This window comes from Pseudomonas fluorescens group sp. PF-69, from assembly GCF_054481235.1.
Genome location: NZ_JBTMNC010000001.1, coordinates 4,308,433 through 4,333,645, shown reverse-complemented (window position 1 = coordinate 4,333,645; position 25,213 = coordinate 4,308,433). Strand labels below are relative to the sequence as shown.

Genomic DNA, 25,213 nt, shown 5'->3' with positions numbered 1-25,213 from the left:
TAACTGTGGGAGCGAGCCTGCTCGCGATTGAACGATAACGCGGTCTCAGCAATGCGCCCCGGCATGCTCCACGCGATGAAACAGGCGGTTGAAATACACCAGGCTGTCCCGTGGTTCGCGCACGCCCACCTTCGTCAGCTCAACGAACATCACCGAGTGCGAGCCCACTTCCTTGCACTCGCTGATCCGCCCTTCCAGCTGCACCAGGGCATCGCGCAGCACCGGCACATCGGCGGTGCCGTCGTCCCACAGGTCCCAGGCAAAACGCTCGGCCATGGGCACTTTGGTCATGCCGGCGAAGTGACGGGCCAGCTCTTCCTGTTCACCGCACAGCACGTTGATGCACAAGTGGCCGTTGGTGCGGAACACATCATGGGTGGCGCTGTTGCGGTTGACGCACACCAGCACGGTGGGCGGCGAATCGGTTACCGAGCACACGGCACTGGCAGTGATGCCGCAACGACCGCCAGGACCGTTGGTGGTGATGATGTTCACCGCCGCAGGCAGCTGCGCCATGGCGTTGCGAAAGTCGATTTGCTGCTGGCTCAGGTCGGCCATGTCGATGCCCCTCCTCTCGGGAGGACCGCCATCCGGCGGCCCTTAGGTGATGGAGCAAGACTAAGGCCCGGCACGCGGCACAACCATTCTGACGATCCCCATGCCGAGGTGGGCTTTCCGCTAGTCGACTAGGTGGTTTCTTTATCGTCACGGCCGGTGACAGTGAGTATTCTGCACACTGGCTCCAAAAAGATGGGCCGATGTGCGCCGCGCGTGCTCGCGTGCGAAAACAATAAATAGAAACTTTCGTGGCAGCCCTGATGGAAACCCGCAAACCGATTGTTTACATCGTTGACGACGACAAAGACCTGCGCACGTCGCTGGCCTGGTTGCTGGAGTCGGTCTGCGTGAAGGCGCAGTGCTTTGCCGGCGCCGAAGAGTTCCTTAACCAGTACGACCCCAAGCAGCCGGCCTGCCTGGTGCTGGACGTGCGCATGCCGGAGACCAGCGGCTTTCAGTTGCAGGAAATCCTCAACCAGCGCGGCAGCACCTTGCCGACCATCTTCGTTTCGGCCCATGGCGACATTCCGATGTCGGTGACGGCGATGAAGAATGGCGCGCTGGACTTCGTCGAGAAGCCCTACAACCCGCAGCAGATGATCGACCGCATCCAGGCAGCGCTGAAGACCGCCGTGCATGCCCAGGCCGATCAGGAGCAGCGCCGGAACCTGCAAGGCAAGCTGGCGCTGCTGACCAGTCGCGAGCGTGAAGTGTTGATGCTGGTGATCGATGGCAAGGCCAGCAAGGTGATCGCCCGGGAGCTGAACATCAGCGTGAAAACCGTGGATGTGCACCGCACCAAGATCAAGGAAAAGATGGGCGTGACCAGCATCGCCATGCTGGTACGCGAGGTGCTGCATTTGCCGGTGGATGAGCCGGTGCGGCACTGAGGCACACCGGCCAGGCCGCCATCGCTGGCAAGCCAGCTCCCACAGGGCTCTCTGATGAAAACAAAATTTGTGTCGCGCCAAAATCCACTGTGGGAGCTGGCTTGCCAGCGAAGCCCCCCCCATGCAACAGGGATGGCAAATGCCACCCTGTGCTCAGTTCTGGCTATAGCGCTTGCGATAAGCCCCCGGCGACACGCCGAAGCGGGATTTGAAGGCCGAGGAAAAGTAGCTGGAATCGGAGAAACCCCAGGCATAACACAGGGCCGACAGCTTTTGCTCGACAGCACTGCGACGCAGGTTTTCCGCGCAGAAGTCCAGGCGCCGGTGCTTGATGTACTGCGCCACCACCAGCCCGCGCTTGGAGAACATGCGGTACAGGCCGCGCACCGAAACCCCCACCTCGCGGGCAATCAGTTCCGGACAGAGTTCTTCGTCGCTGATGTGCTGGTCGATAAAGGCGATGATCTTGCGAAACTGCCGCTCATGGGCGTCGCTGCCGCTGTCACGGGCGCTGATCCCCGGCAACAGCAGGCTGGCCAGGGCGTCGAGTACGGCTTCGCTTTCCTGCATGTCCAGCCCTTCCTGCTGGCGAGTCTCCAGTACCAGCTTGTTGGCCATCGCGGCCAGGGGACTGTTGGCGGCGATGCGCGTGGCGCAATTGACCACCGTGAAGTGCGAGCCGCGCTCAACCACCTGACGCGGCAGGATCAGCGACAACTGTCGGGAGTCCTCGTTATAGGTCATGTCGCTCGGGCGGCAGGCGTCGATCAGGGCGATGTCGCCACAGCCCAGTTGCGCATGATTGTCGCCCTGCTCCAGCTGCGAGCTGCCACGCATCTGGAACACCGCGTAGTAATGCCCGTCGCTGCTGAGGCTGACATCCTTGCTGGTGCGATACAGGTGCACATGCGCCATGTCGACGACGCTGAGCTTGATCGCGCCGCTGCGAAACTCCGCCAGCTCGCCATAAAAATCGGTGTCCAGCGCGCGGGCATCGAAGCGCCCGCAGGCCTGGTTCACCTGGCTCAACCAACTTTCGAACGCCTCATTGCGCACCGCCGATGCTGTAATCATGTCCGCAAAGCCTCACGTTTTTGTTGTTATTTCCGGCCGCTTCGTCGAGCGGTTCGGTAAACATGTTTCGTTTTCCTGCCATCGCCTCCCTCGATGGTCGCCGGGCGCCATTCAACAGGCTCCGGCGTCTGCTTTCCAGTGAAGAAAGCGCTTAGATGTCCAATACCAGACGAGCGGAAAGTGCCCGGGAAACACAGGCGCAAATCTGCTTGTTGGAAGCCTTTTCCTTGTTCGACAGGCAGTTGTCACGGTGCTCCGGCACGCCGTCGAGCACTTCGACGATGCAGGTGCCGCAGATGCCTTCGCGGCACTCGGTGTCGATGTCGCAACCATGGGCCTGCAACACATCGACCAGGCTGCTATTGGCCGGTACTTGCAGCACCACGCCTGAGCTGGCCAGTTCCACTTCGAAGCTGCCGGCCGGGGCGCTGTTGGCTGCCGGGTCCGCCGCGAAGTGCTCCAGGTGAATGGCGTCGTCCGAACGGCTGCGCGCCGCCACTTCCACCACTTTGTTCATGAACGGTGCCGGGCCACAGGTGTAGACGTGGGCGGCATTGCCGGCACGGTCCAGGCACTCGCTCAATGCGCCGTCCAGATCCCCCGGCTCGACGCCGTAGTGGAACTGCACATGTTCGGCAAAATTCGTCGCCAGCAGTTCGGTAAACGCGGCGTACCGGGCCGAGCGGGCGAAGTAATGCAGGCGGTATGGCTGGGCGCTTTCCGCCAGTCGATAGGCCATACTCAGCAGCGGCGTCACGCCGATACCGGCGGCGAACAGCACGTGTTCGGTGGCGCTCGGGTCGAGGCGGAACAGGTTGCGCGGCGCGCCCATTTCCAGCTCCATGCCCTCTTCGACCTGCTCGTGCAGCGCCAGCGAACCCCCGCGCGATTGCGGCTCTTTTTTCACCGCCACCAGATAGGCGCGGCGGTCCTGCGGCGGACTGCACAGGGAATACTGGCGGGTCACCCCGGTCGGCCCGATCAGGTCGACATGGGCACCCGGCTCATAGGTGTCGAGCGGCTGGCCGTCACTGCGCACGAGGCGAAAGGAACGGATATCCAGCGCTTCGTCGACGATCCTTTCGATCTTCACCTTCATCATTGGGTCACCTGAATTCTGTTGTTTTGATTTAACACTGTGGCTTGGTTACTCCTTGTAGGAGCGAGCTCGCTCCCACAAGGGTCAACTGCCAGCCATAAGATCGGGGCGCGGCAACAATCAGCGCATGAACAAGCCGCCGTTGATGTCCCAGCACGCCCCGGTTACGGAGGTTGCGTGATCGGCAATCAACAGCAGCACGCTGTCGGCGATGTACGCGGGGTCGCCTAGCGTGCCGGCCGGGATCATTTTCAGGATCTGTTCCAGGCGCTCCGGGGCCACGGTTTCGCGCACCACCGGCAAGTCCAGGGGACCGGGCGAGATGCTGTTGACCGTCACCCCTTGCGGTGCCAGTTCGCGGGCGAAGACCTTGGTCAGCGTCGCCACGCCACCCTTGGCCGCAGCGTAATGCGCGCCGGTGGCGGTGCCGCCGTTTTGCCCGGCGAGGCTGGCGATGTTGACGATGCGGCCAAAGCCACGCTCGGCGAAATGCGCGCCGAACACCTGGCAGGCCACGAAAGTGCCGCGCAGGTTGATCGCCATTGACTCGTCGAACTCTTCAGGCGTGATGTCCATCAGTGCCGCGACTTTCGATACCCCAGCGTTGTTCACCAGAATGTCGGTGCCGCCCCAACGCTCGGCGAGCAAGTCACGGGCCCGCTGAAAATCCGCCTTGCTGCGCACGTCCAGCTCGATGGCAAGGGCCGTAGCGCCGCTGCCGTCCAGTTCGGTGGCCAGCTGCTGCACGCCGTCGAGGCGCACATCGGCCAGCGCGACGCGATACCCCGCGCCATGCAGACGGCGGGCGATGCACTCGCCCAGTCCGCGCGAAGCACCCGTTACAAGGGCTACTCGACTCATGCTGTTGCCCTCACAAAAGGAAGCCGAGCGCGCTCAGGCTGTCGGTGGAGTTGATCAGCCGCACCACTTTGCGCTCCAGGGTCGGCACGCCATCGGTGAAACGGATACGGTGGTTCAGGTCGGCCACGAACGGTGTGTGCACGCCGCGCTTGTAGGCGTAGAGCAACTGCGCCGAATTGACATCGACGATGTCGCCGGCCGCTTCCACCAGACGGAAACGCGAAACCGTGCGGATGGTTTTTGCCGCGTCCACCGCCGACGGCGAGTAGCCGGCGGTCAGGCGTTCGATGCGCAAGTCACGCATGCGCGCGTCGTCGTAGGCGTAGTTGAGGGTCGCTTCGAAGTCCTCGGTGTCCGGGTCGATCGGCACGATGTACTTGCCGCTTTCGCTCCACAAGGTCGCCCACTCGGCGTAGTTTTTGTGGTCGAGCAGTTCGGCTTCGCGCCAGATGAATTCGATGGCCTGGGCCAACGGGCCGGAAAAGCCGTTCAGGGTGTCGTGATTGCTCATTGGCTCATCATCCTTTTCCACATGTCGTAGGCACCGCGCATCCCGCCTTCGTCGGTGGCGTGGCTGACCTTGTCGCCGTTTTCAGCGGTGATTTCGCGATTGAGGCCGCGGTTGACCAGGATCGGTGCGTCAACGCCGGCATATGAGCCGCGCTGCACGCGGTCCCAGGCCTCGGCATCGTCGGGGCTGCCGAACCCGAACGGGCCCTGGAAGTGTTCATGAATACGCATGCGTTCGCGGTTGGCTATTTCTGGGCCGCCGTCCATGCCGAGGGCGACGTGGCGGATCTCGGTTTCCGTCACCGACACCGGGCGCAGCACGCGGAAGAACGACATCGACATCGCCACGTTGGGGAACAGGTTCAGGTTGAACCCGGCGCCGTGCAGCGAGCGCACGATGCGGCGTACCTGCTCGGGCGGCATGGTTTTCGACAGCTCTTCGGTGACGTGGGCGAAACGCTCTTGCAACTGCTCGGTGCCGTCGTCGTGATCGAGGTCGACGTGCTCCGGCACCATCACCATCACGCTGTGACCGTTGCCCAGGGAGTGGGTGACGGCTTGCTCGTCGGTCATGAACGAAAGCATTTCCGAGGTTTCTTCATCCACCGAGGACATGAACGACTTGTGCACGATCGGGAAGTGGTAGCCGTCGGTGGTGTTTTCCAGCTGGATCTTCCAGTTGCCCTTGAAGCTGAACTTGTGTTCGCCCTGGGTCTTGATCGGGTAACCGGCGCCCTGCTTCATGAACAGGTCCATCCAGTGTTTGGCGCCGCCGAGGAAGTCTTCCAGCGGTTCGATCTCGTCGTTGTAGCTGGCGAAGACCATGCCGGCGTAGCTCTCGACGCGCAGGCTGGTCAGCGGCAGTTCGGATTTTTCCAGGATGCCTTCGTAGCCATCCGGATACGGCAGCGCACGCAGCTTGCCGTCCAGGCCGTAGGACCAGCTGTGGTACGGGCAGGTGAAACCGGTGGCGTTGCCCTTGTGCTTCTCGCACACGGTGGCGCCGCGATGCCGGCAACGGTTTTCCAGCACGTTGATGGTGTTTTTCTTGTCGCGCACGACAATCACCGGGCGACGGCCAATGGTGGCAGTCTTGAAGTCACCGGCGTTGCGCACTTCGCTTTCGTGGGCGACCCACACCCAGGTGCGGTAGAAAATCTTGTCCAGCTCGGCTTCGAACAGCGCCGGGTCGTTGTACAGCGAGACATCGACGCGGTCGTGCTGGACCAGGTCTTCGGGGCTTTTCGACGTTGCGATCAGCCGGTATTCATGAGTGCTCATGCGGTTCTCCTCATGGCTTGTTTTTATGATTTCTTGGGGCTGGACGTTCGCCGGCCATGCTCTGTTGCAGCTGCGCACCGAAGGCGCAGACGAGTTCGTCCTGACCTTTGCGGCCAACGATTTGCAGGCCGACTTTCAGCCCGCCGCCATCGAGTTCCACCGGCACCGTCAGCGCCGGGTGACCGCTGAGATTGAAGGGTCGTACCAGCGGGGTCATGCCGGCCACGGTCTTGCTGCCGGCGCGGGCTTCGCTGAGGGTCGGCGGCAAGGTCGGCAGCGTTGGCAACAACAGCACTGCAAAGTCTTCCAGCGCGGCGTCCACCTGTTGCGTGAAGCGCGTGCGCACGGCTTCGGCGTGGGCCAGTTCTTCGCGAGTGGTGCGGCTGGCGACCAGCAAACGTGTTTCCACATCCGCGCCGATCAGGCCCTTGCCGGTGAGATGACCGAACGCGGCCCAGTTTTCAAAATTGATCACCGTCAGGCCGGCCGCGAACGCTGCTTCGAATTCGCTCAGGCGCAGGTTGCCGCGACGCCATCCGGCGCGGTCGGCGGCGGCACCGAGGCTGGCTTGCAGGTGCGGATCGCAGCCCACTTCCAGGAAAGCGACCTTTGCACTGGCGTTCGGCAAGCTTTGCGCTTCAAAGCCCGGGCAGATCACCTGCATCGCCGCGATCAGGTCGTCCATGCACCTGGCGAACGGCCCGACGCAATCGAGGCTCGACTCCAGCGGATGCGCACCGACTCGGCTGACACGGCCATAAGTCGGCTTTAGCCCGGCCACCCCGCAGCACGCCGCCGGCACCCGCACCGAACCACCGGTGTCGGTGCCAATGGCGATGTCCGTCAGGCCCGCCGCGACCGCTGAAGCCGAACCGCTGGAGGAACCACCCGGCACCCGGTCAGGGGCTTGCGGGTTGATCGGCGTACCGGTCCAGTCGTTGATGCCGGTGACGCCAAAGGCCAGTTCGTGCAGGTTGGTTTTGCCGACGATCTGCCAGCCAGCATTGATAATCGCGTCCACCACCTCGGCGTTTTTCGTGGCCGGGGGTGCATCGGCGAATGCACGGCTGCCCGAGCGGGTCGGATGGCCGGCGATGTCGATGGAATCCTTGATGGCCACGCGTTTGCCGCTGCCACCGAGGAGGAATTCGCTGATGAATGTACTCATGCACTCAGCTCCATATTGAACAGCCGTTGCGTGCGGAAATGCGCGATCAGCCAGCTACCGTCGACACAGCGAAAATCGATGTTCAACCGAGTGCCGAACAACTCGCTGCGGCCATCGGCGTAGGTGGAAATCTGCTGCATGATCCACTGCCCTTTCGCCGTGCCGCCGTCGACCACAATCGACTCGCTGGTGAGGTAATGCAGGTTGAGCCGGAAGTGCTCCGACGGTGGCAGGTAACCGCCGACAAACGCGGCCACGGCTTCACGACCCTGGTGTTGGCCAAAGGTCTGTGCGGTGACACTGCCAACCCCTTCCCAGATCGCATCGACCGTGAACAGCCGGGCCAGCTCGCTGACGTGAGTCACCGCCCTCGGCACATCGCACAGGTCCATGTAGCGAGCCATCAAGCGACGCACCGCGCTTTCCCCTTCGAGCGTCACCAGACGCTGCAGCAAGGCCTCGTCCATGGCTTACACCTTGGCCGCGTCGGGAATGGTCAGCGGACGACCGATGCGCGCTTCGACCCTGGCGTAGCGCCACAGGCTGTATTCGCCGACTGGCGTGGTGCGGAACAGGTTGCAGGCGTCGATCACCGACTGGTGGCAGTCGACGTCGGCCATGATGTACACGGTCCAGGGCGAGGTGGTGGACGGGCCGACCATCAGGCGGTCATCGTCCATGGCGCCGAGCACGGTGATGCCAGGCATCGCGCCCAGGGAGCCCATCATCTGGCTGAAGCCTTTCCACACGCTCAGGCCTTCGCCGGTGGGCAGGTCGAAAAAGTTCTGGGTGATGCCGATGCAGAAGACGACGCGCAAGGGTTCTTGAGTGGTCTGGGTCATGAGTTTTGATCCTTGAAAGGGAGAGCTCTGAAAAATGGGTTCAGATGTAGCCCGGGAACGGCGGCACGCCGAGGAACACCGAGCCGGCACCGTCGTACAGCCCTTCGCTGAGGAAGGCGTGCTGGGTCACCACCATCGAGTCGCGCAGGTAGCGTTGCAGCGGATGGCGCAGGTAAATGGCGGTGGTGCCGGCCAGGCTGTAGGCGCTTTGCACCACGTCGGCCCCGGCCTGGGAAACATGGATCGCCGACAGGCGCAGCAGGCTGGTCTGCTCGGGCGTGACCGGGTTGCCGGCCAGGATCGATTGCCAAACCTGTTCGGTGGCCCCGTAGAAGAAACCGCGCGCGGCGCTGAGTTTGGCTTCGGCCTTGGCGATCTCGATGCGTACATAAGCGCGGTCGGCCAGTTTCGGAGCGCCGGTGATGCCACCGCCGCCGGCCATACGGCTGACTTCGTCGAGGGCGGCACGGGCCAGGCCCAGGTTGACCACCGCCAGTACTTGCGCGGCATAGGCAATCGATGGGTAGCGGAACAACGGTTCGTCGACGGTCGCGGCGCCGCCACGGATGAAGGTCCAGCGCTCATCAATGCGCTTGTCGGTCACCCTCAGGTCATGGCTGCCGGTGCCTTTGAGGCCGACCACGTCCCAGTTCTCGACGATTTCGACCTGGTCCGGACGGAATACGGCGGTGCGCGGCTTGCCCCCTGCAGCGCCGATACCCACACCGAGCAAGTCTGCGCCCTTGCAGCCGCTGGCAAATTTCCAGGTGCCGTTGACCTGCCAACCACCCTCTACCGCCTCGGCGGGTTGCAGCGGGAACAAGCCGCCGGCGAACACCAGGTCCGGGCTGTCGGCATAGATTTCAGCCAGGGTTTCGGGTGGCAATGCAGCGAGGTAGACGCCGGCACTGCCGAAGCTGGCGACCCAGCCGGCGGAACCGTCGGCCTCGGAGATGCATTCGATCATTTGCAGGAACAGTGCCGGCGCCAGGGCATCGCCGCCATAGCATTTCGGCGTGGCGGCGCGGTAAATACCCACCTGCTTGAAGCGCTCGATCATGTCCCTTGGCACGTGGGAGAGACTGTCGAATTCGCTGCGACGCTGACGCACTTCTTCCAGCACCTGCGCAAAGGCAGGGCTCTCGACGACATTCTGGTCAACGCCTGGCAGAGCGTCTTGTTGCGCGACCGCTGAACGCAGCATGGGCTTTCTCCGTTTTTGCTTATTGTTGGCAGGGCGGCAGCCTCTCCGTAGGAGCGAGCCTGCTCGCGAAGAACCTGAGAGCACCACGGGGTGTCAGGTTTCAAGCGTCATCGTTGACGACCATCGCGAGCAGGCTCGCTCCTACAGGGGGTCGGCGTGCTCACCCTTGCATTGCGGTCCAGTGTAAAAACCCCACCCCGGCGCAACTATTGGTGCGTGCAGCCCCCCGCCTAAAGAAAACCCCTAGGCCGACACCGGTTACCTCTGAGCGCATCCATGGGCGCGAGGCGGTATAAAAAGCCATACTTCTGACTTCGCCGATCAGAACCCTCTGCCGCCAAGGGCTGTGTGATGTATTTGCCAAAACCGAACGACTTTTATGCGCTGATCGAAGCCATGCCGCTGTGCATCATTCTTCACGATGCGCACACCAAGGAGATTCTCTGGGCCAATGCCGCCGCCCTGGCGGCGCTGGGTTTTACCCTGGAGGAACTGACCCCGCTGAAGGCGCCGGACATGACCCGCGATGCACCGAAGTACCGGCGCTCGGTGGGTTTGCGCTGGCTCGAGAGCGCCGCGCGCACCGGGCAGCGCGCCATCGAGTGGTGCTATCGCTCCAAGCAAGGGGTGGAGATTCTGTCCGAGGCGGTGGCGACCCTGGTGCACCTGGAAGGTCGCGATGTGCTGATGGTGCAGTTCCGCGACATCTCCAGGGAGGACAAGGTCAAGCGCGATCTCAAGCGCTTCGAAAGCCGGCTCAAGGCCTTTATGCAGGACCTGGCCGAAGGCGTGGCGGTGCTCGGGCCCGAGGGCGACATCCGCTTTCTCAGCGACTCCGCCGCACACTTGCTCAACAGCGACGTGCACAGTTTGCTCGGCGAGAACTTCCTGGCCTGGTGCGACGACCCTTCGCGTCAGCGACTGCTGCAACAACTGGCCAACGTCACGCCGGACCACGCGCCCTTCAGCGTGCACTACCAAGTGCAACGGCGTGACGGCGAATGGCGCTGGCACGATGCGACCTGCCGTTTTATCGAAATCGAAGACGATCTGGTCGGCCACCTGCTGCTGTTCCGCGATGTCACCGAGCAGGTGCAGGCCGAAGAAGCGCGGCGGGTCAGCGAGCAAAAACTCGAGTACCTGGCGCGCTACAACGCCATGGGTGAAATGGCCGTGGCGATTGCCCATGAACTGAGCCAACCGCTGGCCGCCACCCGTAACTTCATCGAAGGCGCGGTGATCCGTCTGGGCAAAGCCGCCGACGCCGATGAAGGGGTCGCCTGGGGGTTGCAGAGCGCAGTGCGGCAGATCGAGCACGCGTCGGTGATCATCAAGAGCGTGCGCGATTACGTGGTCAAGCTGGAGCAGAGCGAAGAGCTGATCGACCTCAACGAACTGCTACGCGAAACCCAGTATTTCATCAGCCTGCGCGCCGACCCGAGCCTGGTACGCGTGGAAGTCGTGACCTCGCCCGAGCCGCTGCGGGTGAGTTGCGAGAAGGTGCTGATCGGTCAGGTGATTCTCAACCTGGCTTTCAATGCGATTGAAGAGATGGCCGATCTGCCGCTGGAGCGGCGTTTGCTGCGCATCCATGCCAGCGCCGACAAGGGCGTGGCGCTGGTGCGCATCGAAGACTGCGGACGCGGGATTCAGGCCCAGGCGCAGGAGAAGCTGTTCGACGGATTCTTCTCGTCGAAAGTCAGCGGCAACGGCATTGGCCTTGCGCTGTGCAAGAACATCATCGGCCGGCATCGGGGCGACATCTGGGCGCAGAACCAGGCGCCTTGTGGCGCAGTGTTTACCTTCTCCCTTCCCCTCGCCTGACACACAACCCTCTCGCCACAGGGGATCGCATACCCCGGTTTTGTGGCGTGTCCGTGACACTGGCACAGAGACACAAACACTTGGCAGGCAGGGCAATTCCCGGGGTTGCCGGGCGAGGCACTATTCAATCGTCAGAATCTGCCCACTCACCCGCGATCCGCGTTACCAACAATTCAGGAAGTTCCCCTTATGCGAACAAACAGGATCTCCGTACAGTCAGCGCTAGGCCTGAGCCTGCTTGTACTCGGTTTGAACAGTGCCCGTGCGGACCTGCCCGCCGACACCATCGGTCAGACCGTGTTGCCGTTCCCCGCTGAAGCACACCGGGCGTTCGTCGTCGATGTCGAGTTCGACAGCTTCGTCGCCGGCCGTGTCACCGTGGTCGACCCGGACCAGAAACGCGTGCTGGGCATGGTGCCGACCGGTTTCGCCGCGCCTTCGACCCTGAGCCATGACGGCAAGCTGATCTACAGCGCCGACATCTGGTACTCCCGTGGCACCCGTGGCACCCGCACTGATGTGCTGACCGCGTGGGACACCTCGACCCTGTCGCCCGCCTGGGAGGTGCTGATTCCGAACAAGCGGGCCGAGTCGCTGACCCAGCGCTACGGCCTGAAGACCAGCGGCGATGACCGTTTTGTCTACGTCTACAACTTCACCCCGTCGACCTCGGTGACCGTGGTCGACACCCAGACCAAGGCCGTCGCCACGGAAATCGCGATTCCGGGTTGCGTGCTCAACTACCCGGTTGGCAAACGCCGTTTCGCCTCGCTGTGCGGCGACGGCAGCCTGCAGGTGGTGACCCTCAACGACCAGGGCCAGGAAACCGCGCGCAACCGCACACCGTTCTTCGACCCCAACGCAGAAAAACTGGTGGAGCGCGCGGTCAACGTCGGCGACACCTACTACTTCACCACCACGACCGGCACCGTGCGCGCAGTGGATTTCTCCGGCGATACACCGAAGCTCCTGCCGAGCTGGTCGCTGGTCACCGATGCCGAGAAGAAGGCCGGTTGGGCGCCGGGCGGCTGGCAGTTGATGGCGGTCGCGCCGAAGCTGAACCGTTTGTACGTGCTGATGCATGACGCTCACGAACCCATGAAGTGGGAAGACCCGAGCACCTTCATCTGGGCCTACGACCTCAAGACCCAGAAGAAGATCGCGACCCTGGAAGCACCGGCACCGGTGTGGAGCATGCAGGCCACCGGCGACGACAAACCGCTGCTGCTGGGCACCGACGTTGAAGGCGGCTTGCAGATTTTCGATCTCAAGACCAACCGACACACCGGCAGCATGGCAAAAGTCGCAAAAACCGCGACTCAGGTCATGAGCTACTAAGAGGTTCGGCCATGCACTCAGATCCGATCTTCATCATTGCCAGCGCACTCGCCATCGCGGTGTTGCTGGCCAGTGCGGCGACCCACAAGGTAGGAGCACCCGCGCGCTTCGCCAGGCAGTTGGCCGACTACCAACTGCTGCCCGACTCGCTGGTGCGCCCGGTCGCCCGGTTGGTCCCGCTGCTGGAACTGGCCATCGCCTTCGCGCTGCTGCTGCCGGTCAGCCGTGGCTGGGCCGCGTTGAGCGCGGCCAGTCTGTTGGCGCTGTACGCCGCAGCCATTGGCATCAACCTGTGGCGCGGACGTCGCGACATCGACTGCGGCTGTGCCGGCCCGGACCAGGCGCAACCGCTGCGTCCGGTCCTGCTGCTGCGCAACAGCGTGCTGGTGGTGCTGGCGCTGCTGGCCAGCGTCGCGCCGATTGCCCGCGACATGACGCTGTTCGATGGCTTTGTAACGGTTGCCGCGGCGGCTGTCGCGTTGCTCATCTACGCCGCAGCCGATGGCTTGCTGGCGAACGCCCCTCTTCTGCTCAAATTGATTGGTAGGTGATCCAATGGAAGGCTTGATTGTTTCCAACGTTCTGCTCTGGGTTCTGCTGGTGGCCGTGGCGTTCGTCGTCATGGGCCTGGTTCGTCAGATTGGCGTGCTGCACGGTCGCCTGGCCCCGGCCGGTGCACTGATGGTCGACAAAGGCGTGGCCGTCAACGAAGCCGCGCCGCAAGTGACCGCCACCGACCGTAAGGGTCGCCCGGTGAACTTCGGCTACGCCGGTGAAAAATCGCAACTGCTGTTCTTCCTCTCGCCGACCTGCCCGATCTGCAAGTCGCTGCTGCCGGCGATCAAATCCATTGCCAGGGAACAGGCCGGTACGCTCGACGTGGTGTTCATCAGCGATGGCGACATGGACGCCCAGCAAGCGTTGATTCGCGAGCACAAACTCGAAGACGCGACCTACGTGGTCGGTCCGGAAGTCGGCATGACTTACCAGATCGGCAAGCTGCCCTACGCCGCGCTGATCGACAAGGCCGGCACCCTGCGCGCCAAAGGTCTGGTCAACTCCCGCGAGCACCTGGACAGCCTGTTCGAAGTGGAACACCTGAAGCACGCCACTTTGCAGCAGTACCTCAATGCCCAACCGCATTCCCACGATCACGACCACAGCCACGGCCATAGCCACTGATAAGGCAGGGAGACGTTTATGAAACTGCTGGATCTGTTGTTCGAGCGCTCGACTCGCCGTGTCGCCGACACCACCTCGCGCCGCAAATTGCTGTCGCGCATGGGCTCACTGATGGTGGCCGGTGCCGCCCTGCCCCTGCTGCTGCCACTGGATCGCACCAGCAAGGCACTGGCCGCCACCGACCCGAAAGCCGGCGACCCCGGTGATCCGAACACCTGCGACTACTGGCGCTACTGCTCCATCGACGGCTTTCTGTGCAGCTGCTGCGGGGGTTCGGTGACCTCCTGCCCACCGGGTACCGAAGCCTCGCAAGTGACCTGGATCGGCACCTGCCGCAACCCGGCCGACGGCAAGGACTACATCATTTCGTACAACGACTGCTGCGGTAAGCAAAGCTGTGCCCAGTGCGCCTGTACCCGTAACGACAGTGAAGAACCGGCCTACCGCCCGTTCAACAACAACGATGTGAACTGGTGCCTGGCCGCCAAATCGCACATCTACCACTGCACCGTTTCGATCATCCGCGGCGTGGCGGTCTGACACGCGCGTGACCGCCGGTTGCCCGGGCAATCGGCGGTTTTTTTCACGATCGTGTTCAGGCCACAAAAACAAGAGAGGCCCCTCAATGCGCAAGTTGCTACTCCTCGGTCTCGTCTGCACCCTGAGCGTCCCGCTCGCTCATGCCCGCGCCATTCCCAACCCAGCGCAACGTCACGCTCCGGGTAACGAAGAACTGCAAAAGCCCATCGCCGAGGCCGGTTACAGCGTTGGCGTCAATTACCAGTTGCAATGCGCCGGCTGCCACCTGGGCAACGGCATGGGATCGGCGGCCAACGACACGCCCCGGATGACGGGGTTTGTCGGTAACTTTCTGAAAGTTCCCGGTGGCCGCGAGTTTCTGGTGCGCGTGCCGGGCATGTCGCAGTCGGCGCTGAACAATGCGCAACTGGCGGACTTGCTCAACTGGTTGATGCGCAAAGACGGCCTGGCCGGCAAAAGCACACCGGAGGATTACCAGCCCTACAGCGCCGAAGAAGTGGCGGCACTGCGCGCCCAGACCATGCTCAACCTCCCCGGCACCCGTGCTGAACTGATCAAGAAAATGCGTGCGCAAGGCATCGCCATTGAAGACGGCATGAACAATTGACGGCAGATGTGAAGTAACCTCAGTTGCCAAATCGGGGGCCATGCCCCCTTCGCCTCCGAACGGCACTCGACCCGCGCCCCCCGGGTACCGAAGAGCCGCCTGTCTGCGCCTCCCCTCCCGCTACGAAGCCACCCGAACCGGCGGCACATGCCGTGCATGGCCATTGAGCAAGCGCGGCCCGTCGGCCAGCGGATTCCTTCACAAATGAGTGCTATAAAACTGCGACGATTGCGTGAAGGATTCCAGCGTACTGCTAAAGTGATACCACGCGTTGTCACATTCGGCCCCAGGTCAGCAATCGGGACAGAAGGTGGTATACCAGGAGCGGGGGAAGCTTTTGGTGACGCGCACGCAAACGCTCTCGAACGAGGGCAGTTTTGATCTGAGTCGCGTTATCAGTGAGCGCGATGGGGGGCAGCAATGAGGTCTAAATATGATATTTGAGCCTAACACTAGCCGTTCCGTACTTCAGCGAAGAAGCAGCACCAGTATCGTTATTCAGGCCGGTCTCGATGGTCTCGCAGTGACCGGCGTCGCGTGGTATTTGATCAACTATCACATCGGCTTCGTCTCGCAGGCCTATGTCATCATGGTCCTGTTACTGCTTGGGGCGTTGGCCGTCGTATACGACCATTATGCGATTTACCGAAGCAATGTCGGATTCGCCGTCAAAGCCTTCAAGTTGCTCAAGGCATGGACCGCCGCTTTTTGTTTTCTGGTTGCCATGGCCTTTCTAACTAAAACCGGCGAACAATATTCGCGCCTGTTGGTGGCCGAGTTGTTTGTGATTGGCTACTTCGCTCAACTGCTTTTGCACCTTGCCACCCGCGAGTTACAGAAGAAGTTCCTGGCCCACCCCGCGCAACGGGACAACGCGCTCATCATCGGCACGGGCGAGCTGGCCAACTTCCTTCACCAGAAAATCAGTAACAACCCCTGGCTGGGTGAGCGGGTGGTTGGCTCGGTCCTGATCGGGGGAAGCGATGATCAGGGAAAGGATGGATCAAAGAGTGCGCAACGCCTGACGATACTGGGTCATATTTCCGACCTTGATGAGCTGGTCGTGCAACACGCCATTCGCACCGTGTATTTCGTTACGCCCCTGGATGGTTCGCACGTCATCAAGGACGTTTACTTAAAACTGTTCGATAAGCACATTTCCGTGAACTGGGTGCCGGATATCTTTTCGCTGCGCTTGATCAATCACAGTGTGCGTGAAATTGCCGGGATTCCCGTGCTGACGTTGTCTGAAACACCGCTGATGGGGCTGCGGCTGTTTCTGAAGAATCTCGAAGATAAAGTCCTGGCGTTCCTTATCCTGTTATTCGCAGCGCCGGTGCTGTTGTTAGTCGCCATTGCCATCAAGCTCGACAGCCCGGGACCGGTGTTCTTTCGCCAGGAGCGCATGGGCTGGAGTGGCGATTCCTTTCGTATCTGGAAGTTCAGGAGCATGGTTGTCCATCAGCCGGATGAAGGCGTCGTCAAGCAAGCCGAAAAGAACGATCCGCGCAAAACCAGAGTGGGCGCCTTTATTCGAAAAACCAGCCTGGATGAACTTCCACAGTTGTTTAACGTGTTGATGGGCGAGATGTCGCTGGTGGGTCCGCGACCGCACGCTATTGCACACGATGCGCAATACTCGCCCGACATCTCGGACTACTTTGCGCGCCACAACATCAAGCCGGGCATTACCGGTCTGGCTCAGGTGCGTGGGTTTCGGGGAGAGACGAAAGATATCGAGCAGATGATCCGGCGGGTGGATTCGGACATCGAATACATCAACAACTGGTCGCTTTGGCTCGACTTCACCATTCTCGCGCGCACTGTGCTGGCCTTCTCCGGCAAGCATGCCTATTAGCCAGACTTGAAGACCGGGGCGATCTGGAGTTGCGAGGGGTGTGATTGATTGGCGTGGCCAGCTTCGCTGGCCAGCCGCACTATGTGCCTGCCGGAAACAGGTCGAGCGTTCGCTCGACCTCATCGGCGTCGATACTGAAACCATTGCCCTCTTCGGTACCCACCACAAATCCGAAGTTTTGCTGGTCACGGTCCGTCAGGTATTTGAAAAAGCAGAGGAAACGATTAGGTGGCTGCAGCACCAGCAGTGAACCACCCGGCTGCAGTACGTTGACGCCATGGATCAGATGACTGCCCTCGATGCCCACGACGATTCTTGCCCCGGCGCAGGCCGCCACAATGGTCGGTACATCGGATTTCGCCGGATCGATGATGCGAAAACCCCTGCGGTCGCGCAGGCGTTCAGCCAGCTCCAGCTCATTGCGCAGCAAGCGCAGCTCTCCCTTGTCACCGCGCAGAATGAACACCCCGGGGTGAGCGCTGGCGTTTACGTGGGACAGCAACTTGTCGCCCATCGCGCGAAAGCGCCGGTGCTTGTGGCGGTTCTGGCTGAGGTCGTCAAAGATCACCAGTTCACGGAAAAACGCATTGCGTAAACGAACCGGCGTCATCCCCAGCCAGTCTTCATAGCCGGGGGCGTGAAGTATGCCGTGCCTGGAAGTGGAAACGAGTTTGTCAGACGTCGCCGTGGTCACCGGCACGCCTTCTTCGCAGGCCATCGGATAGGTGATGCAGTCGTCCATCAACCATGAGCCAAACCATTTATTCCCGCCGGCGGTGCAATACAGCGCGCCGCGATCGATTTCGTTTTCCACGCGAATCCTGGGCAACCATCCGGAGCGAGGCGACAGCCAGGATTTGGCATTGCCCTTATAGAGCGCACCGTCGATCAACCAGGCATCTTTGAGCAGGTAGCCACGCGTCGGGCCATGTTCAACCTCGCCGATCCCTTCCATGGTGCGGCGGGGATGTTCGAAGGGATAAAAAAGATCCCCAGCCCATCCCGTCACACGCTCGAGCTGGTTGGGAAGGAAAAACGCAGGCGGAGCGATCGCCATCTCACGGGGGGCAATTTCCCATGTCTTGACGGCGACACTTTGCAGCATGAGCGACGGTTTTCGTGTCAGGCGCGTCTTCAACATGTGTTTATACGCAGCAAGACTCCACTTCGCCGGACCACCCTTTGCGACTGCATCTATATCCGACATATGAATTCAACTCTCATGTACTTATACAGAAATAGCGCTTATATCCAACACGTAAAACTGCACTTACTTAGAATCCATTCAGGCGGATATAACGCATTCCATTCGGGGTGGCGACTTCAAATGACTGTAACGACCGCGCAAGGTGTCGAGAAGCGGCGCTTGTGGCGGCCTGGCACAATGGAGGTATATTTTGGACAGCCCACCAAAACCCATTTCTCGATAACGGCTTGCAATTTCTTCATCACTCGGCCCGTCAGGCAGTCCCAGATGTAGCGTCAACTCTTTGCCTTCGACTGCAAATAGCGGGGTTTCCCAAAGAAATGTCGGCGAGCCCACTTTAGGTAGTCGAACAAACATATAACCGTTGTTACCCAGCGTATTGACATCCCCGCCGCGCCTTCTTTTCCATTCAAGCAGTCCATCGTCCGGACGCGCCAGGCAAATGCCGATATCGTAATAGTCAAAACCGTTTTCAATCGCCCATTCGAGCGCCATGAAGGTGGTAATTGAATTGACTTCACGTAGTTTCTTGGCGTCGGAATACACCGTTTCAGGGTAACCAAACCGGATCGTGCTCCAGTAACGCTTGCCTCCCTTGGTGATGACACACCCCAGATGGCAAGCGACAACGTCGTTCTCCAGCAGCACCAGGTCCAGCCGGCCGGCATTTTTGGCCACCCTGCGAACCTCGTGCGTGTCTATCTGCGCCGCCGCCGAGCCATGCCTGGCCTTGGCGTAGGGCTGAAGCATTTGCTGATCCGCACATTCAATCTCATCGTCGTTCAGCGCCTGTTTCATGCGATAGCGCAGGCGATTCTTGCGCAGGTTGCGACGCAGCTCGGTGTTGTAGCGTGCGGTGATTTCATCGAGTGACCTGCTCAGCGGCACAATGGCACTCAGGTACTGGGGCACGCGCAATGCGCCGGGAGTGGGTATTTCACTGACCAAAACCGTCGGGTTTGACGGGTCGGGTTTTAATTGGCTATCCGCGTCTGGAGCGTCCGTCCCCAAGAGCACTTTGGCGAATTCACGCTGGGTTTTCCTGCCGATATAGAGGACGTTGAAGGAACTCTCTTGCCGTAGTTTGAATTTGACAATTTCCCAGCGCCAAAAACATGCCCGACTTAGTATGTCCCGCAGCCACGAAACGGTTCTCCTGAGCTCGAAGCGTAAAGAAGGAGATATTAGCTTGCGTATTTTTGACGCTATATATTCTTTCATTTGCTCACTGGCACAGGTCGAGGGAAGGTCAAATTAGTTTGCAAGTAGCTAGATGAAGACTCGAAACGAGAGTTCGACCGCCAGCCCCCCCTTTCAGGAAATCAAGATATTCGAGGAGATTTTTCTGGCACAGCGTTAATGAAGACACCAACCCCAAATAGTCCGACAAGTCGGGATTACCCTCAGGAGTAAAGATGCTACGCCCGGGTTTTGCAAGGCAGTGATGGCCTCGTTGCCGTGTTTTTGCGCCGGGTGTTTTTACACCGGCCTCCACCCCGGATTGCCCCCACACCTGGCCAATCAGCTGGCCGCCCTCTCTCGGAATACCAGGGTTCGCAGCAGGAACATCGGGTTACCCACCACGTAACGCGTGAACAGTCGCCTGGGTTCGCTGATCAACCTGAACACCCACTCACAACCGAGGCGGCGCATCCACTGGGGGGCCCTGCTGACCTTGCCGCCGAGAAAATCCAGAATCGCCCCGCCGCACACGATCAGGCAGGGCACTCCGCTGGCCGCCAGTCTCGCCGCAACGGCTTCTTGCTTGGGCATGCCCATGCCCAGAACAATCAGTTCTGGCTGAAACTCCCGGGCAAGCTGGACATAGGCCTCCACTTCGGAAAAACCGTGGTGGGCCGAAACAACGTTTACGGCGTACAGCGACTCGCTACGCTGCACAGCGCTGTTCAGATACGTTTGTTCGGTGCCCCAGAACGCCACGCGCCGACCTCTATAGGCCGCCAGTATTTTCGGAATGAAATCCGTACCGTTCATGTTCAGTCCCGGTGCCAGACCGAGTCTGCGCAAGAGAATGGCCATGCCGGAGCCATCGCGCAACAACACGTCGGCAGCGGACAGCGAAGCGTAATAGTCGGCGTTGGTCGCCACCAGGTTCATCGCGTGGGCGTTGACGAACCCCAGCACTGTCGACCGCTCGGGACGGCACAAGGCATCGATCAGTCCATGTTCATCCTGATCATCATCGACCACCCTGAGCGTGCGGATAATCGTCTGCCATTTGTGCAACCAGGCCAGGGCGCGCATCAGTTGTCATCCCGTTTGGAACGCACCCACTCAACCTGGCGCTTGAGCAAGAAGCCTATGTACAAGGGGATTTTTTTCACTGCGTAGAACGGCGCATACATCAAGGCGGAGAAAGAAATGATCTCGCGACCGAATCGGCTCCAGGCCAGCAGGATGGTCGCTGCCAACAGCAGCATCCCGGTCGTGGCGATCAAGGCTGGCGCCAGGATTGCGGCCAGGAGAAAGACCAGCCATGAAAGACCAAATGCCGCCACCAGGGCCAACGTCAACAGGGCCAGCGGCGGGACCAGCAAGTCCAGGGTCATGGCCAGCAGATTCCCGTTTCCCTTGGCCATCGACTCCACCAACAACTTGGGCGTATCACCCAGGATGACCCCCAAGTGACCATGTTCCCAACGCGTACGCTGAGTCGTCAGGCCCTCTTCGCTGCGCGGAAAATAACTGGTCACCAGCGCATCGGGGCAAAACAGCGGCGGCTTGCCGCTCCGGCAGAAATCCAGGCCCATCTTCAGATCTTCGACGATGTGGCCGCTGGCCAGATCGATCAGCGGCAGATCCCGCCAGGCGAAAGCCATTCCCGTGCCCATCAATTGGCAGGGCAAACCGAGCCGGGCCCAACCTCGCGGGCGCACCCGATTCTTCACGCACCAGGCAAACTCGGCAATTTGCACTTTCAGCCCGGAACCTGCGGGAGCACGCATGAGATTCAGCGATTGTGTGGGTCGGCCCGAGTCGATGCAGCAGGTGGCCAAGCGCTCGACAAAGCCATCGCTGATCTGGCAGTCGGCATCGACAATGATGATGACGTCAGGCGCGGCGCTCGCCAGGTGACGGACTCCGAAGTCCAGCGCATACCCCTTGCCCCGTTGCCGGTCATTGCTGCGCTCCACCACTTCGGCGCCCGCCGCCCGTGCCAGCGCGGCGGTGTCGTCGGAGCAGTTGTCCGCCACCACCAGCAGGCGATCCCCTTCCAATAGCTGCGGCCCAATCGTCTTCAAGGTCGCGACGATGACCGAGGATTCATTGTGCGCCGGCACCAACACCGCGACCCGTGGCCGCGAGGATTTCGCCGACGGCAGCGACCGCGCCGGCAGCCAGGCCAGCAACACCTGGACGAACAGCACGCACACCGGGAGGACGATGAGGATCAACAGTCCGCTGAACAGCCAATTAAACAAGGTGATCATGCTTGCGCCCTGAACAGGTGAGCCAACTTGGTGGCTTCGGTATCGATATCGTGTCGTTCCAGCACCCGTTGATACGCCGCCTCGCCCATGCGTTGCAAGACGTCGGCAGGTTGCGCCAGGCAATCGGCCAGCGCCGCCGCCAGCTCGTCGACGTCGCCAGCGGGAAACAACCAGCCGTTCTCGCCCTGGCGCACCAGCTCGGGAATGCCCGCTACGTAGGTCGTCAGAACGGGCCGACGCAAGGCCATGGCTTCCATGATGACCACCGGCAAACCCTCGGCGAAGCTCGGCAAGACCATGGCCCGCGCCGCCAGTATTTCCGCGCGCACCTGATCGCTGCTGATCCAGCCGGTGATTCGCACCTGGGCCTGCAATCGGTACTGTGCGATCAGCGCTTCAATCTGCTCGCGCATCTCACCATCGCCGGCCAGCACGATCTCGAACGCCACGCCCTGTGCCGCCAGGATGCGGGCGGCCTCAAGCAACAACAATTGGCCCTTCTGCTCACACAAGCGCCCTACGCAGACCAGCCGGGGCGCGGACGGCACGGCCACCGCCGGCACATTGTGAAACGCCTGCTCCAGTCCACAATGCACCACTTTGACCTTTGACCAATGCGCATGATCCACCCAGCGAAACAGCTGGCTGCGTCCATAAGCGCTGATGGCCGCGACAAACGCTGCACGCCGCACTTTCTCGCCCAAATGAATGAACTGCGGTTTGTCGAATTCTTCCGGGCCGTGCACGGTAAAACTGTACGCCGGCCCGCCAAGCGCGCTGGCCAGCATCACCACCTCGGTGGAGTTGGTGCCGAAATGCGCGTGCACATGCCTGGCGCCAAACGCCTGCAACCAGGTGAGCAGGCGGCACGCCTCAAGCAGGTAAACCAAATGGTAAGGCCAGGAGCGATCGGCCCGCCGCCCCATGCGCAGCGCTAACCCCAGCGCCGAAAAGAAGCATCGCGGCTGGGCGCGCAGTACCTGCAGCGCAGGCGCCAACAAGCCTTTGACGCCGTCCTGCAGCACGTAGCGGGTTTTATCGCGTTCAGACACGTCTTCGGCATCCACCAATTCGGCATCCCAGCCCCGCAGGGCCACGCGCTGTACCTCGAAACCCTGGCGCTCCAGGGCCAGGATCTCGCGACGGATGAAGCTATGGCTGACCTTGGGGTATTGATTGATGAAATAAGCGATGCGCATGGGAACCCGGCTCAGTGGTCAGTACGGAGGGTGGTGACGGCAGGTGCTTGCACCGTGGTGCAGGAACCTTGAGCGCGATTCGCTGCATGGCAACCTTTCAGTACCTGATCCACTTGCGCAAAGGTGCTGTCCAGAAGCTCATATCGCCTGCGGTACATGGCCCGTTTTTTTGAGGCTATGGCGTCAAGCGGCTTTCTGGACGGGGCCATGGGTATCTCGAAAAAGTCTTCGCGCTCCGACGGAGTGGCACCATGCTCCAACCATATCGAATCATAATCAGCCAACAGCTCCTGAGCCTTACTGGCGCCAAAATACGGATGACGATGGTGACGGTACCCATCGCCGACGGCATAGATTTTCTGGACGCCGATATGGGTCGCGATGTACTTGATGACTTCAATCAAGAAGCTTCTCGGTCGCAGGCCTTCGAAATCCTTGGTCAGGTCCCTGTAGATGCCCAGGGATTTTTCACTCTCGACGCCTTTGTGTATCCCCTGCACCGCGCCGATGAACAGACAAAGCGCACCCTCCACACGACACAAGGTGAAAGCGATCGAGGCGATGCGCAAATCCTCCTGAAACAGGTTCAGCACCAATTCCCCTTCGCGCATGAACCAGATCGGGCGATCCAGAACCAGGGAACAATGGGCAGAAAACGCCGACAGATCGCTCAGTACCAGCCTGTCGTCCCGCCCATAGAGCAATAACTGCGGACAGCTTTTTGTGACCACTTCGTAATGCGAGGCCAATACCCCGAGTCGGTCCCCGGCACTCCAGCTTTTACTGATGTAGGGCCAATGAACCACCCCCAGGCAATCTGCGCCGAGTCGCTTGAAACCCGCGTCGCCCAGAGCACTCGACATGCGCGACAAAAACAACTTCAGTTCGGCCCGGTTCTTCGCCACCTGCACCAGCATCTTGAGTTTGTTTTTCAACGCCCTGGGGGAATACCCGGCATGTAACGAAAACATGCTTTTCAGTGCCAGCCAATCACTCATAGAAGTCTCACTTGTATTCGATCAACGCCGACTTGCCGGCGCCGAATCTGTTCAATAGAAACTTTATTTGCCCGAACATTTCGGGAAATTTCCCTAGTACGAGAAAGAAAGCCAGCAGCCATTTTTTGCCCGTCGATGCTTGACCTCGACGGGCCAGGCGCACGACTTGCAGCGGATAAACCAACAACACCAACAGCCCGAACCATCCCGCCATCAGGCTGACAAGCACCGTCGCCAGCGGGATTCCCAACCCCCAGAACCAGGCACGGCGCGACTCACGCCGCCAATGCTGCTCCGGCGTGGCGCCATGTAAAAAAGCGCCCTCGGCAAAGGCGTAACCACCGCGCAGGGTGCGCCGCCACCATTGGCCGAAGCGAGTCATGGCCGCATCGTGCAAGGTCATTTCTTCAGCCAGACGCCAGACTTTCCAGCCCTTGGCGCGCAGTCGCACACATAATTCCGGCTCTTCACCGGCAATCAGATCCGGACGAAATCCAGACACCGAGGTGAAGGCGTCGGCCCGCATCAGCGCATCGCCACCACACGCCCTGGCCTCGCCTATCGGCGTGTCCCATTCCAGATCACACATGAAGTTGTATATCGAATGTTGCGGATAACGTTCACGGCGCCGTCCACAGACCACCGCCACCTGCGGCTGCGTATCCAGAAAGGCCTGCGCCCGGGGCAGCCAGCCAGCGACGACCTCGCAATCACCATCGACGAACTGCACATAACGCACTTGCGGCAATAAACGTTGCACGCAGGCGAATCCTTCGTTGCGCGCACGCGCAGCGGTGAAGGGAATCGCCATGTCCAGCTCGACCACCTCGACGCCGAGCCCGCGCGCCATCTCCACGGAACCATCGGTCGAGCCGGAATCGACATACACAATCTGCTGCGCCATACCGAGCAGCGAAGCCAGGCACCGCTGCAATCGCGGCCCCTCATTGCGACCGATCACAACGACGCCGATGCCGGTGGCCATGGCGTTCAAGAGCATTCCCTGGCGGGTTCGCCCTGCCGGGTCTTGATCGTCGCAGGCACCCCCACTGCAATCGAGTTATCCGGTACATCGATCAGCACCACGGCATTGGCCCCGATCACCACATTGTTGCCAATGCGTATATTGCCCAACACCTTGGCACCGGTGCCGATGTCGACATTGTTGCCGAACACCGGGGCAATCGGATCGTTGACGTTCTTGAGCCCCACGACCACGCCATTGCGAATACGGCAGTCATCGCCGAACTGCGCATAACCACTGATCACGATGCCGCCGAAATGGTCGATGACGAAGTTGCGCCCGACCACCACCTCGCACGGCAATTCGATGCCCGTGATGATCTGCACGAATTTGAAGAGCACTTTGTAGATAAAGGAAAACACTTTGCGCAATGGCGCGGGACGCACACCGTAGCGCCAGCGTCCGAAGCGATAAACCAACATCACCCAGAAACCCTGGGCGGCCCAATCACCCGCATATGCACGCAAGTCCGCACGTATGTTTTCGAACATGGTTTA

At 60.9% G+C, this 25,213-nt stretch carries 26 protein-coding genes; 8 read left to right on the top strand and 18 right to left on the bottom strand.

Going from position 1 to position 25,213, the window contains the following annotated elements; translation table 11 throughout:
- Nucleotides 1–45: 45 nt before the first annotated feature.
- Nucleotides 46–558: a 4-hydroxyphenylacetate 3-monooxygenase, reductase component gene (gene hpaC, locus ACX3YF_RS20415; protein ID WP_130208818.1), complete on the bottom strand. Its 513-nt coding sequence runs from the start codon at nucleotides 556–558 to the stop codon at nucleotides 46–48.
- Between the two features lie 260 nt (nucleotides 559–818).
- Between hpaC and ACX3YF_RS20410 the strand changes: the two genes are divergently transcribed.
- Entirely contained in the window at nucleotides 819–1,448 is a 630-nt protein-coding gene (locus ACX3YF_RS20410; RefSeq protein WP_130208924.1) for a response regulator transcription factor, read from the top strand.
- 153 nt (nucleotides 1,449–1,601) lie between these two features.
- Here the strand turns inward: ACX3YF_RS20410 and feaR are convergent, their stop codons facing one another.
- The 9 genes from feaR to ACX3YF_RS20365 all read right to left on the bottom strand — a co-directional run bounded on the left by feaR (nucleotide 1,602) and on the right by ACX3YF_RS20365 (nucleotide 9,487).
- Complete coding sequence (gene feaR / locus ACX3YF_RS20405; RefSeq protein WP_458974164.1) at nucleotides 1,602–2,522, bottom strand: transcriptional regulator FeaR; 921 nt, start codon at nucleotides 2,520–2,522, stop codon at nucleotides 1,602–1,604.
- A gap of 151 nt (nucleotides 2,523–2,673) precedes the next feature.
- Entirely contained in the window at nucleotides 2,674–3,624 is a 951-nt protein-coding gene (locus ACX3YF_RS20400) for a PDR/VanB family oxidoreductase (RefSeq protein ID WP_458974163.1), read from the bottom strand.
- Nucleotides 3,625–3,741: 117 nt separating this feature from the next.
- Nucleotides 3,742–4,482 carry an SDR family NAD(P)-dependent oxidoreductase gene (locus ACX3YF_RS20395; protein WP_130208824.1) on the bottom strand — a complete coding sequence of 247 codons (741 nt, stop codon included), beginning with the start codon at nucleotides 4,480–4,482 and terminating at the stop codon, nucleotides 3,742–3,744.
- Between the two features lie 10 nt (nucleotides 4,483–4,492).
- Entirely contained in the window at nucleotides 4,493–4,993 is a 501-nt protein-coding gene (locus ACX3YF_RS20390) for an aromatic-ring-hydroxylating dioxygenase subunit beta (RefSeq protein ID WP_130208826.1), read from the bottom strand.
- Nucleotides 4,990–6,273, bottom strand: coding sequence for an aromatic ring-hydroxylating oxygenase subunit alpha (locus tag ACX3YF_RS20385; RefSeq protein ID WP_458944862.1), 1,284 nt, complete (start codon nucleotides 6,271–6,273; stop codon nucleotides 4,990–4,992). Before ACX3YF_RS20385 ends, ACX3YF_RS20390 begins: the two co-directional genes overlap by 4 nt.
- Before the next feature lie 10 nt (nucleotides 6,274–6,283).
- Complete coding sequence (locus tag ACX3YF_RS20380; protein ID WP_458944861.1) at nucleotides 6,284–7,441, bottom strand: amidase; 1,158 nt, start codon at nucleotides 7,439–7,441, stop codon at nucleotides 6,284–6,286.
- Nucleotides 7,438–7,908 carry a nuclear transport factor 2 family protein gene (locus tag ACX3YF_RS20375; RefSeq protein ID WP_130208832.1) on the bottom strand — a complete coding sequence of 157 codons (471 nt, stop codon included), beginning with the start codon at nucleotides 7,906–7,908 and terminating at the stop codon, nucleotides 7,438–7,440. The genes ACX3YF_RS20380 and ACX3YF_RS20375 overlap by 4 nt, the downstream gene beginning before the upstream one ends.
- A gap of 3 nt (nucleotides 7,909–7,911) precedes the next feature.
- On the bottom strand, nucleotides 7,912–8,283 hold the full coding sequence (locus tag ACX3YF_RS20370; protein ID WP_130208834.1) for a hypothetical protein: 372 nt from the start codon (nucleotides 8,281–8,283) through the stop codon (nucleotides 7,912–7,914).
- Nucleotides 8,284–8,323: 40 nt separating this feature from the next.
- A complete protein-coding gene (locus ACX3YF_RS20365; RefSeq protein ID WP_458974162.1) occupies nucleotides 8,324–9,487 on the bottom strand; it encodes an acyl-CoA dehydrogenase family protein in 1,164 nt (387 codons plus the stop codon).
- Between the two features lie 351 nt (nucleotides 9,488–9,838).
- On the opposite strand from ACX3YF_RS20365, the gene ACX3YF_RS20360 reads away from it, so the two are divergent.
- The 7 genes from ACX3YF_RS20360 to ACX3YF_RS20330 all read left to right on the top strand — a co-directional run bounded on the left by ACX3YF_RS20360 (nucleotide 9,839) and on the right by ACX3YF_RS20330 (nucleotide 16,836).
- Nucleotides 9,839–11,311, top strand: a complete 1,473-nt coding sequence (locus tag ACX3YF_RS20360; protein ID WP_458944860.1) for a sensor histidine kinase — start codon at nucleotides 9,839–9,841, stop codon at nucleotides 11,309–11,311.
- Between the two features lie 189 nt (nucleotides 11,312–11,500).
- Complete coding sequence (locus ACX3YF_RS20355) at nucleotides 11,501–12,649, top strand: amine dehydrogenase large subunit (protein ID WP_130208840.1); 1,149 nt, start codon at nucleotides 11,501–11,503, stop codon at nucleotides 12,647–12,649.
- An 11-nt stretch (nucleotides 12,650–12,660) separates the two neighbouring features.
- On the top strand, nucleotides 12,661–13,200 hold the full coding sequence (locus tag ACX3YF_RS20350) for a MauE/DoxX family redox-associated membrane protein (RefSeq protein WP_458974161.1): 540 nt from the start codon (nucleotides 12,661–12,663) through the stop codon (nucleotides 13,198–13,200).
- Nucleotides 13,201–13,204: 4 nt separating this feature from the next.
- The gene (gene mauD / locus ACX3YF_RS20345; RefSeq protein WP_130208844.1) at nucleotides 13,205–13,831 is read left to right on the top strand and encodes a methylamine dehydrogenase accessory protein MauD; all 627 of its coding nucleotides are present in this window, start codon (nucleotides 13,205–13,207) and stop codon (nucleotides 13,829–13,831) included.
- A gap of 18 nt (nucleotides 13,832–13,849) precedes the next feature.
- Nucleotides 13,850–14,371, top strand: a complete 522-nt coding sequence (locus tag ACX3YF_RS20340) for a methylamine dehydrogenase light chain (RefSeq protein WP_130208846.1) — start codon at nucleotides 13,850–13,852, stop codon at nucleotides 14,369–14,371.
- 85 nt (nucleotides 14,372–14,456) lie between these two features.
- Entirely contained in the window at nucleotides 14,457–14,978 is a 522-nt protein-coding gene (locus tag ACX3YF_RS20335) for a cytochrome C (protein WP_196584785.1), read from the top strand.
- A gap of 433 nt (nucleotides 14,979–15,411) precedes the next feature.
- Entirely contained in the window at nucleotides 15,412–16,836 is a 1,425-nt protein-coding gene (locus ACX3YF_RS20330; RefSeq protein WP_130208850.1) for an undecaprenyl-phosphate glucose phosphotransferase, read from the top strand.
- A gap of 79 nt (nucleotides 16,837–16,915) precedes the next feature.
- On the opposite strand, the gene ACX3YF_RS20325 is transcribed toward ACX3YF_RS20330, so the two are convergent.
- The 8 genes from ACX3YF_RS20325 to ACX3YF_RS20290 form a co-directional block, all read right to left on the bottom strand.
- Nucleotides 16,916–18,043 (bottom strand): glycosyltransferase 61 family protein, encoded by a 1,128-nt coding sequence (locus tag ACX3YF_RS20325; RefSeq protein ID WP_130208852.1) that lies wholly within the window; start codon nucleotides 18,041–18,043, stop codon nucleotides 16,916–16,918.
- Between the two features lie 78 nt (nucleotides 18,044–18,121).
- On the bottom strand, nucleotides 18,122–19,264 hold the full coding sequence (locus tag ACX3YF_RS20320) for a hypothetical protein (protein WP_458944858.1): 1,143 nt from the start codon (nucleotides 19,262–19,264) through the stop codon (nucleotides 18,122–18,124).
- A gap of 300 nt (nucleotides 19,265–19,564) precedes the next feature.
- Nucleotides 19,565–20,308 (bottom strand): WecB/TagA/CpsF family glycosyltransferase, encoded by a 744-nt coding sequence (locus ACX3YF_RS20315; RefSeq protein WP_458974160.1) that lies wholly within the window; start codon nucleotides 20,306–20,308, stop codon nucleotides 19,565–19,567.
- Nucleotides 20,308–21,495: a glycosyltransferase family 2 protein gene (locus ACX3YF_RS20310; protein WP_458974159.1), complete on the bottom strand. Its 1,188-nt coding sequence runs from the start codon at nucleotides 21,493–21,495 to the stop codon at nucleotides 20,308–20,310. Before ACX3YF_RS20310 ends, ACX3YF_RS20315 begins: the two co-directional genes overlap by 1 nt.
- Nucleotides 21,492–22,694 (bottom strand): glycosyltransferase, encoded by a 1,203-nt coding sequence (locus tag ACX3YF_RS20305; protein ID WP_458944856.1) that lies wholly within the window; start codon nucleotides 22,692–22,694, stop codon nucleotides 21,492–21,494. Before ACX3YF_RS20305 ends, ACX3YF_RS20310 begins: the two co-directional genes overlap by 4 nt.
- Before the next feature lie 11 nt (nucleotides 22,695–22,705).
- Nucleotides 22,706–23,692 carry a VirK/YbjX family protein gene (locus tag ACX3YF_RS20300; RefSeq protein ID WP_458944855.1) on the bottom strand — a complete coding sequence of 329 codons (987 nt, stop codon included), beginning with the start codon at nucleotides 23,690–23,692 and terminating at the stop codon, nucleotides 22,706–22,708.
- A gap of 7 nt (nucleotides 23,693–23,699) precedes the next feature.
- Nucleotides 23,700–24,677: a glycosyltransferase family 2 protein gene (locus ACX3YF_RS20295; protein WP_130208926.1), complete on the bottom strand. Its 978-nt coding sequence runs from the start codon at nucleotides 24,675–24,677 to the stop codon at nucleotides 23,700–23,702.
- 5 nt (nucleotides 24,678–24,682) lie between these two features.
- Nucleotides 24,683–25,207: a serine O-acetyltransferase gene (locus tag ACX3YF_RS20290; protein ID WP_196584780.1), complete on the bottom strand. Its 525-nt coding sequence runs from the start codon at nucleotides 25,205–25,207 to the stop codon at nucleotides 24,683–24,685.
- Between the last annotated feature and the right edge of the window lie 6 nt (nucleotides 25,208–25,213).

Excerpts from the sequence above, each read along its gene's own strand:
- ACX3YF_RS20375 (WP_130208832.1), bottom strand. The coding sequence starts at position 7,908 with ATGGACGAGGCCTTGCTGCAGCGTCTGGTGACGCTCGAAGGGGAAAGC.
- ACX3YF_RS20325 (WP_130208852.1), bottom strand. The coding sequence starts at position 18,043 with ATGTCGGATATAGATGCAGTCGCAAAGGGTGGTCCGGCGAAGTGGAGT.
- ACX3YF_RS20335 (WP_196584785.1), top strand. The coding sequence starts at position 14,457 with ATGCGCAAGTTGCTACTCCTCGGTCTCGTCTGCACCCTGAGCGTCCCG.
- ACX3YF_RS20380 (WP_458944861.1), bottom strand. The coding sequence starts at position 7,441 with ATGAGTACATTCATCAGCGAATTCCTCCTCGGTGGCAGCGGCAAACGC.
- ACX3YF_RS20305 (WP_458944856.1), bottom strand. The coding sequence starts at position 22,694 with ATGCGCATCGCTTATTTCATCAATCAATACCCCAAGGTCAGCCATAGC.
- ACX3YF_RS20330 (WP_130208850.1), top strand. The coding sequence starts at position 15,412 with ATGATATTTGAGCCTAACACTAGCCGTTCCGTACTTCAGCGAAGAAGC.
- ACX3YF_RS20360 (WP_458944860.1), top strand. The coding sequence starts at position 9,839 with ATGTATTTGCCAAAACCGAACGACTTTTATGCGCTGATCGAAGCCATG.
- mauD (WP_130208844.1), top strand. The coding sequence starts at position 13,205 with ATGGAAGGCTTGATTGTTTCCAACGTTCTGCTCTGGGTTCTGCTGGTG.
- ACX3YF_RS20295 (WP_130208926.1), bottom strand. The coding sequence starts at position 24,677 with ATGGCCACCGGCATCGGCGTCGTTGTGATCGGTCGCAATGAGGGGCCG.
- feaR (WP_458974164.1), bottom strand. The coding sequence starts at position 2,522 with ATGATTACAGCATCGGCGGTGCGCAATGAGGCGTTCGAAAGTTGGTTG.
- ACX3YF_RS20350 (WP_458974161.1), top strand. The coding sequence starts at position 12,661 with ATGCACTCAGATCCGATCTTCATCATTGCCAGCGCACTCGCCATCGCG.
- ACX3YF_RS20300 (WP_458944855.1), bottom strand. The coding sequence starts at position 23,692 with ATGAGTGATTGGCTGGCACTGAAAAGCATGTTTTCGTTACATGCCGGG.
- ACX3YF_RS20290 (WP_196584780.1), bottom strand. The coding sequence starts at position 25,207 with ATGTTCGAAAACATACGTGCGGACTTGCGTGCATATGCGGGTGATTGG.
- ACX3YF_RS20310 (WP_458974159.1), bottom strand. The coding sequence starts at position 21,495 with ATGATCACCTTGTTTAATTGGCTGTTCAGCGGACTGTTGATCCTCATC.
- ACX3YF_RS20400 (WP_458974163.1), bottom strand. The coding sequence starts at position 3,624 with ATGATGAAGGTGAAGATCGAAAGGATCGTCGACGAAGCGCTGGATATC.
- hpaC (WP_130208818.1), bottom strand. The coding sequence starts at position 558 with ATGGCCGACCTGAGCCAGCAGCAAATCGACTTTCGCAACGCCATGGCG.
- ACX3YF_RS20385 (WP_458944862.1), bottom strand. The coding sequence starts at position 6,273 with ATGAGCACTCATGAATACCGGCTGATCGCAACGTCGAAAAGCCCCGAA.
- ACX3YF_RS20410 (WP_130208924.1), top strand. The coding sequence starts at position 819 with ATGGAAACCCGCAAACCGATTGTTTACATCGTTGACGACGACAAAGAC.
- ACX3YF_RS20355 (WP_130208840.1), top strand. The coding sequence starts at position 11,501 with ATGCGAACAAACAGGATCTCCGTACAGTCAGCGCTAGGCCTGAGCCTG.
- ACX3YF_RS20315 (WP_458974160.1), bottom strand. The coding sequence starts at position 20,308 with ATGCGCGCCCTGGCCTGGTTGCACAAATGGCAGACGATTATCCGCACG.
- ACX3YF_RS20395 (WP_130208824.1), bottom strand. The coding sequence starts at position 4,482 with ATGAGTCGAGTAGCCCTTGTAACGGGTGCTTCGCGCGGACTGGGCGAG.
- ACX3YF_RS20340 (WP_130208846.1), top strand. The coding sequence starts at position 13,850 with ATGAAACTGCTGGATCTGTTGTTCGAGCGCTCGACTCGCCGTGTCGCC.
- ACX3YF_RS20370 (WP_130208834.1), bottom strand. The coding sequence starts at position 8,283 with ATGACCCAGACCACTCAAGAACCCTTGCGCGTCGTCTTCTGCATCGGC.
- ACX3YF_RS20390 (WP_130208826.1), bottom strand. The coding sequence starts at position 4,993 with ATGAGCAATCACGACACCCTGAACGGCTTTTCCGGCCCGTTGGCCCAG.
- ACX3YF_RS20320 (WP_458944858.1), bottom strand. The coding sequence starts at position 19,264 with ATGAAAGAATATATAGCGTCAAAAATACGCAAGCTAATATCTCCTTCT.
- ACX3YF_RS20365 (WP_458974162.1), bottom strand. The coding sequence starts at position 9,487 with ATGCTGCGTTCAGCGGTCGCGCAACAAGACGCTCTGCCAGGCGTTGAC.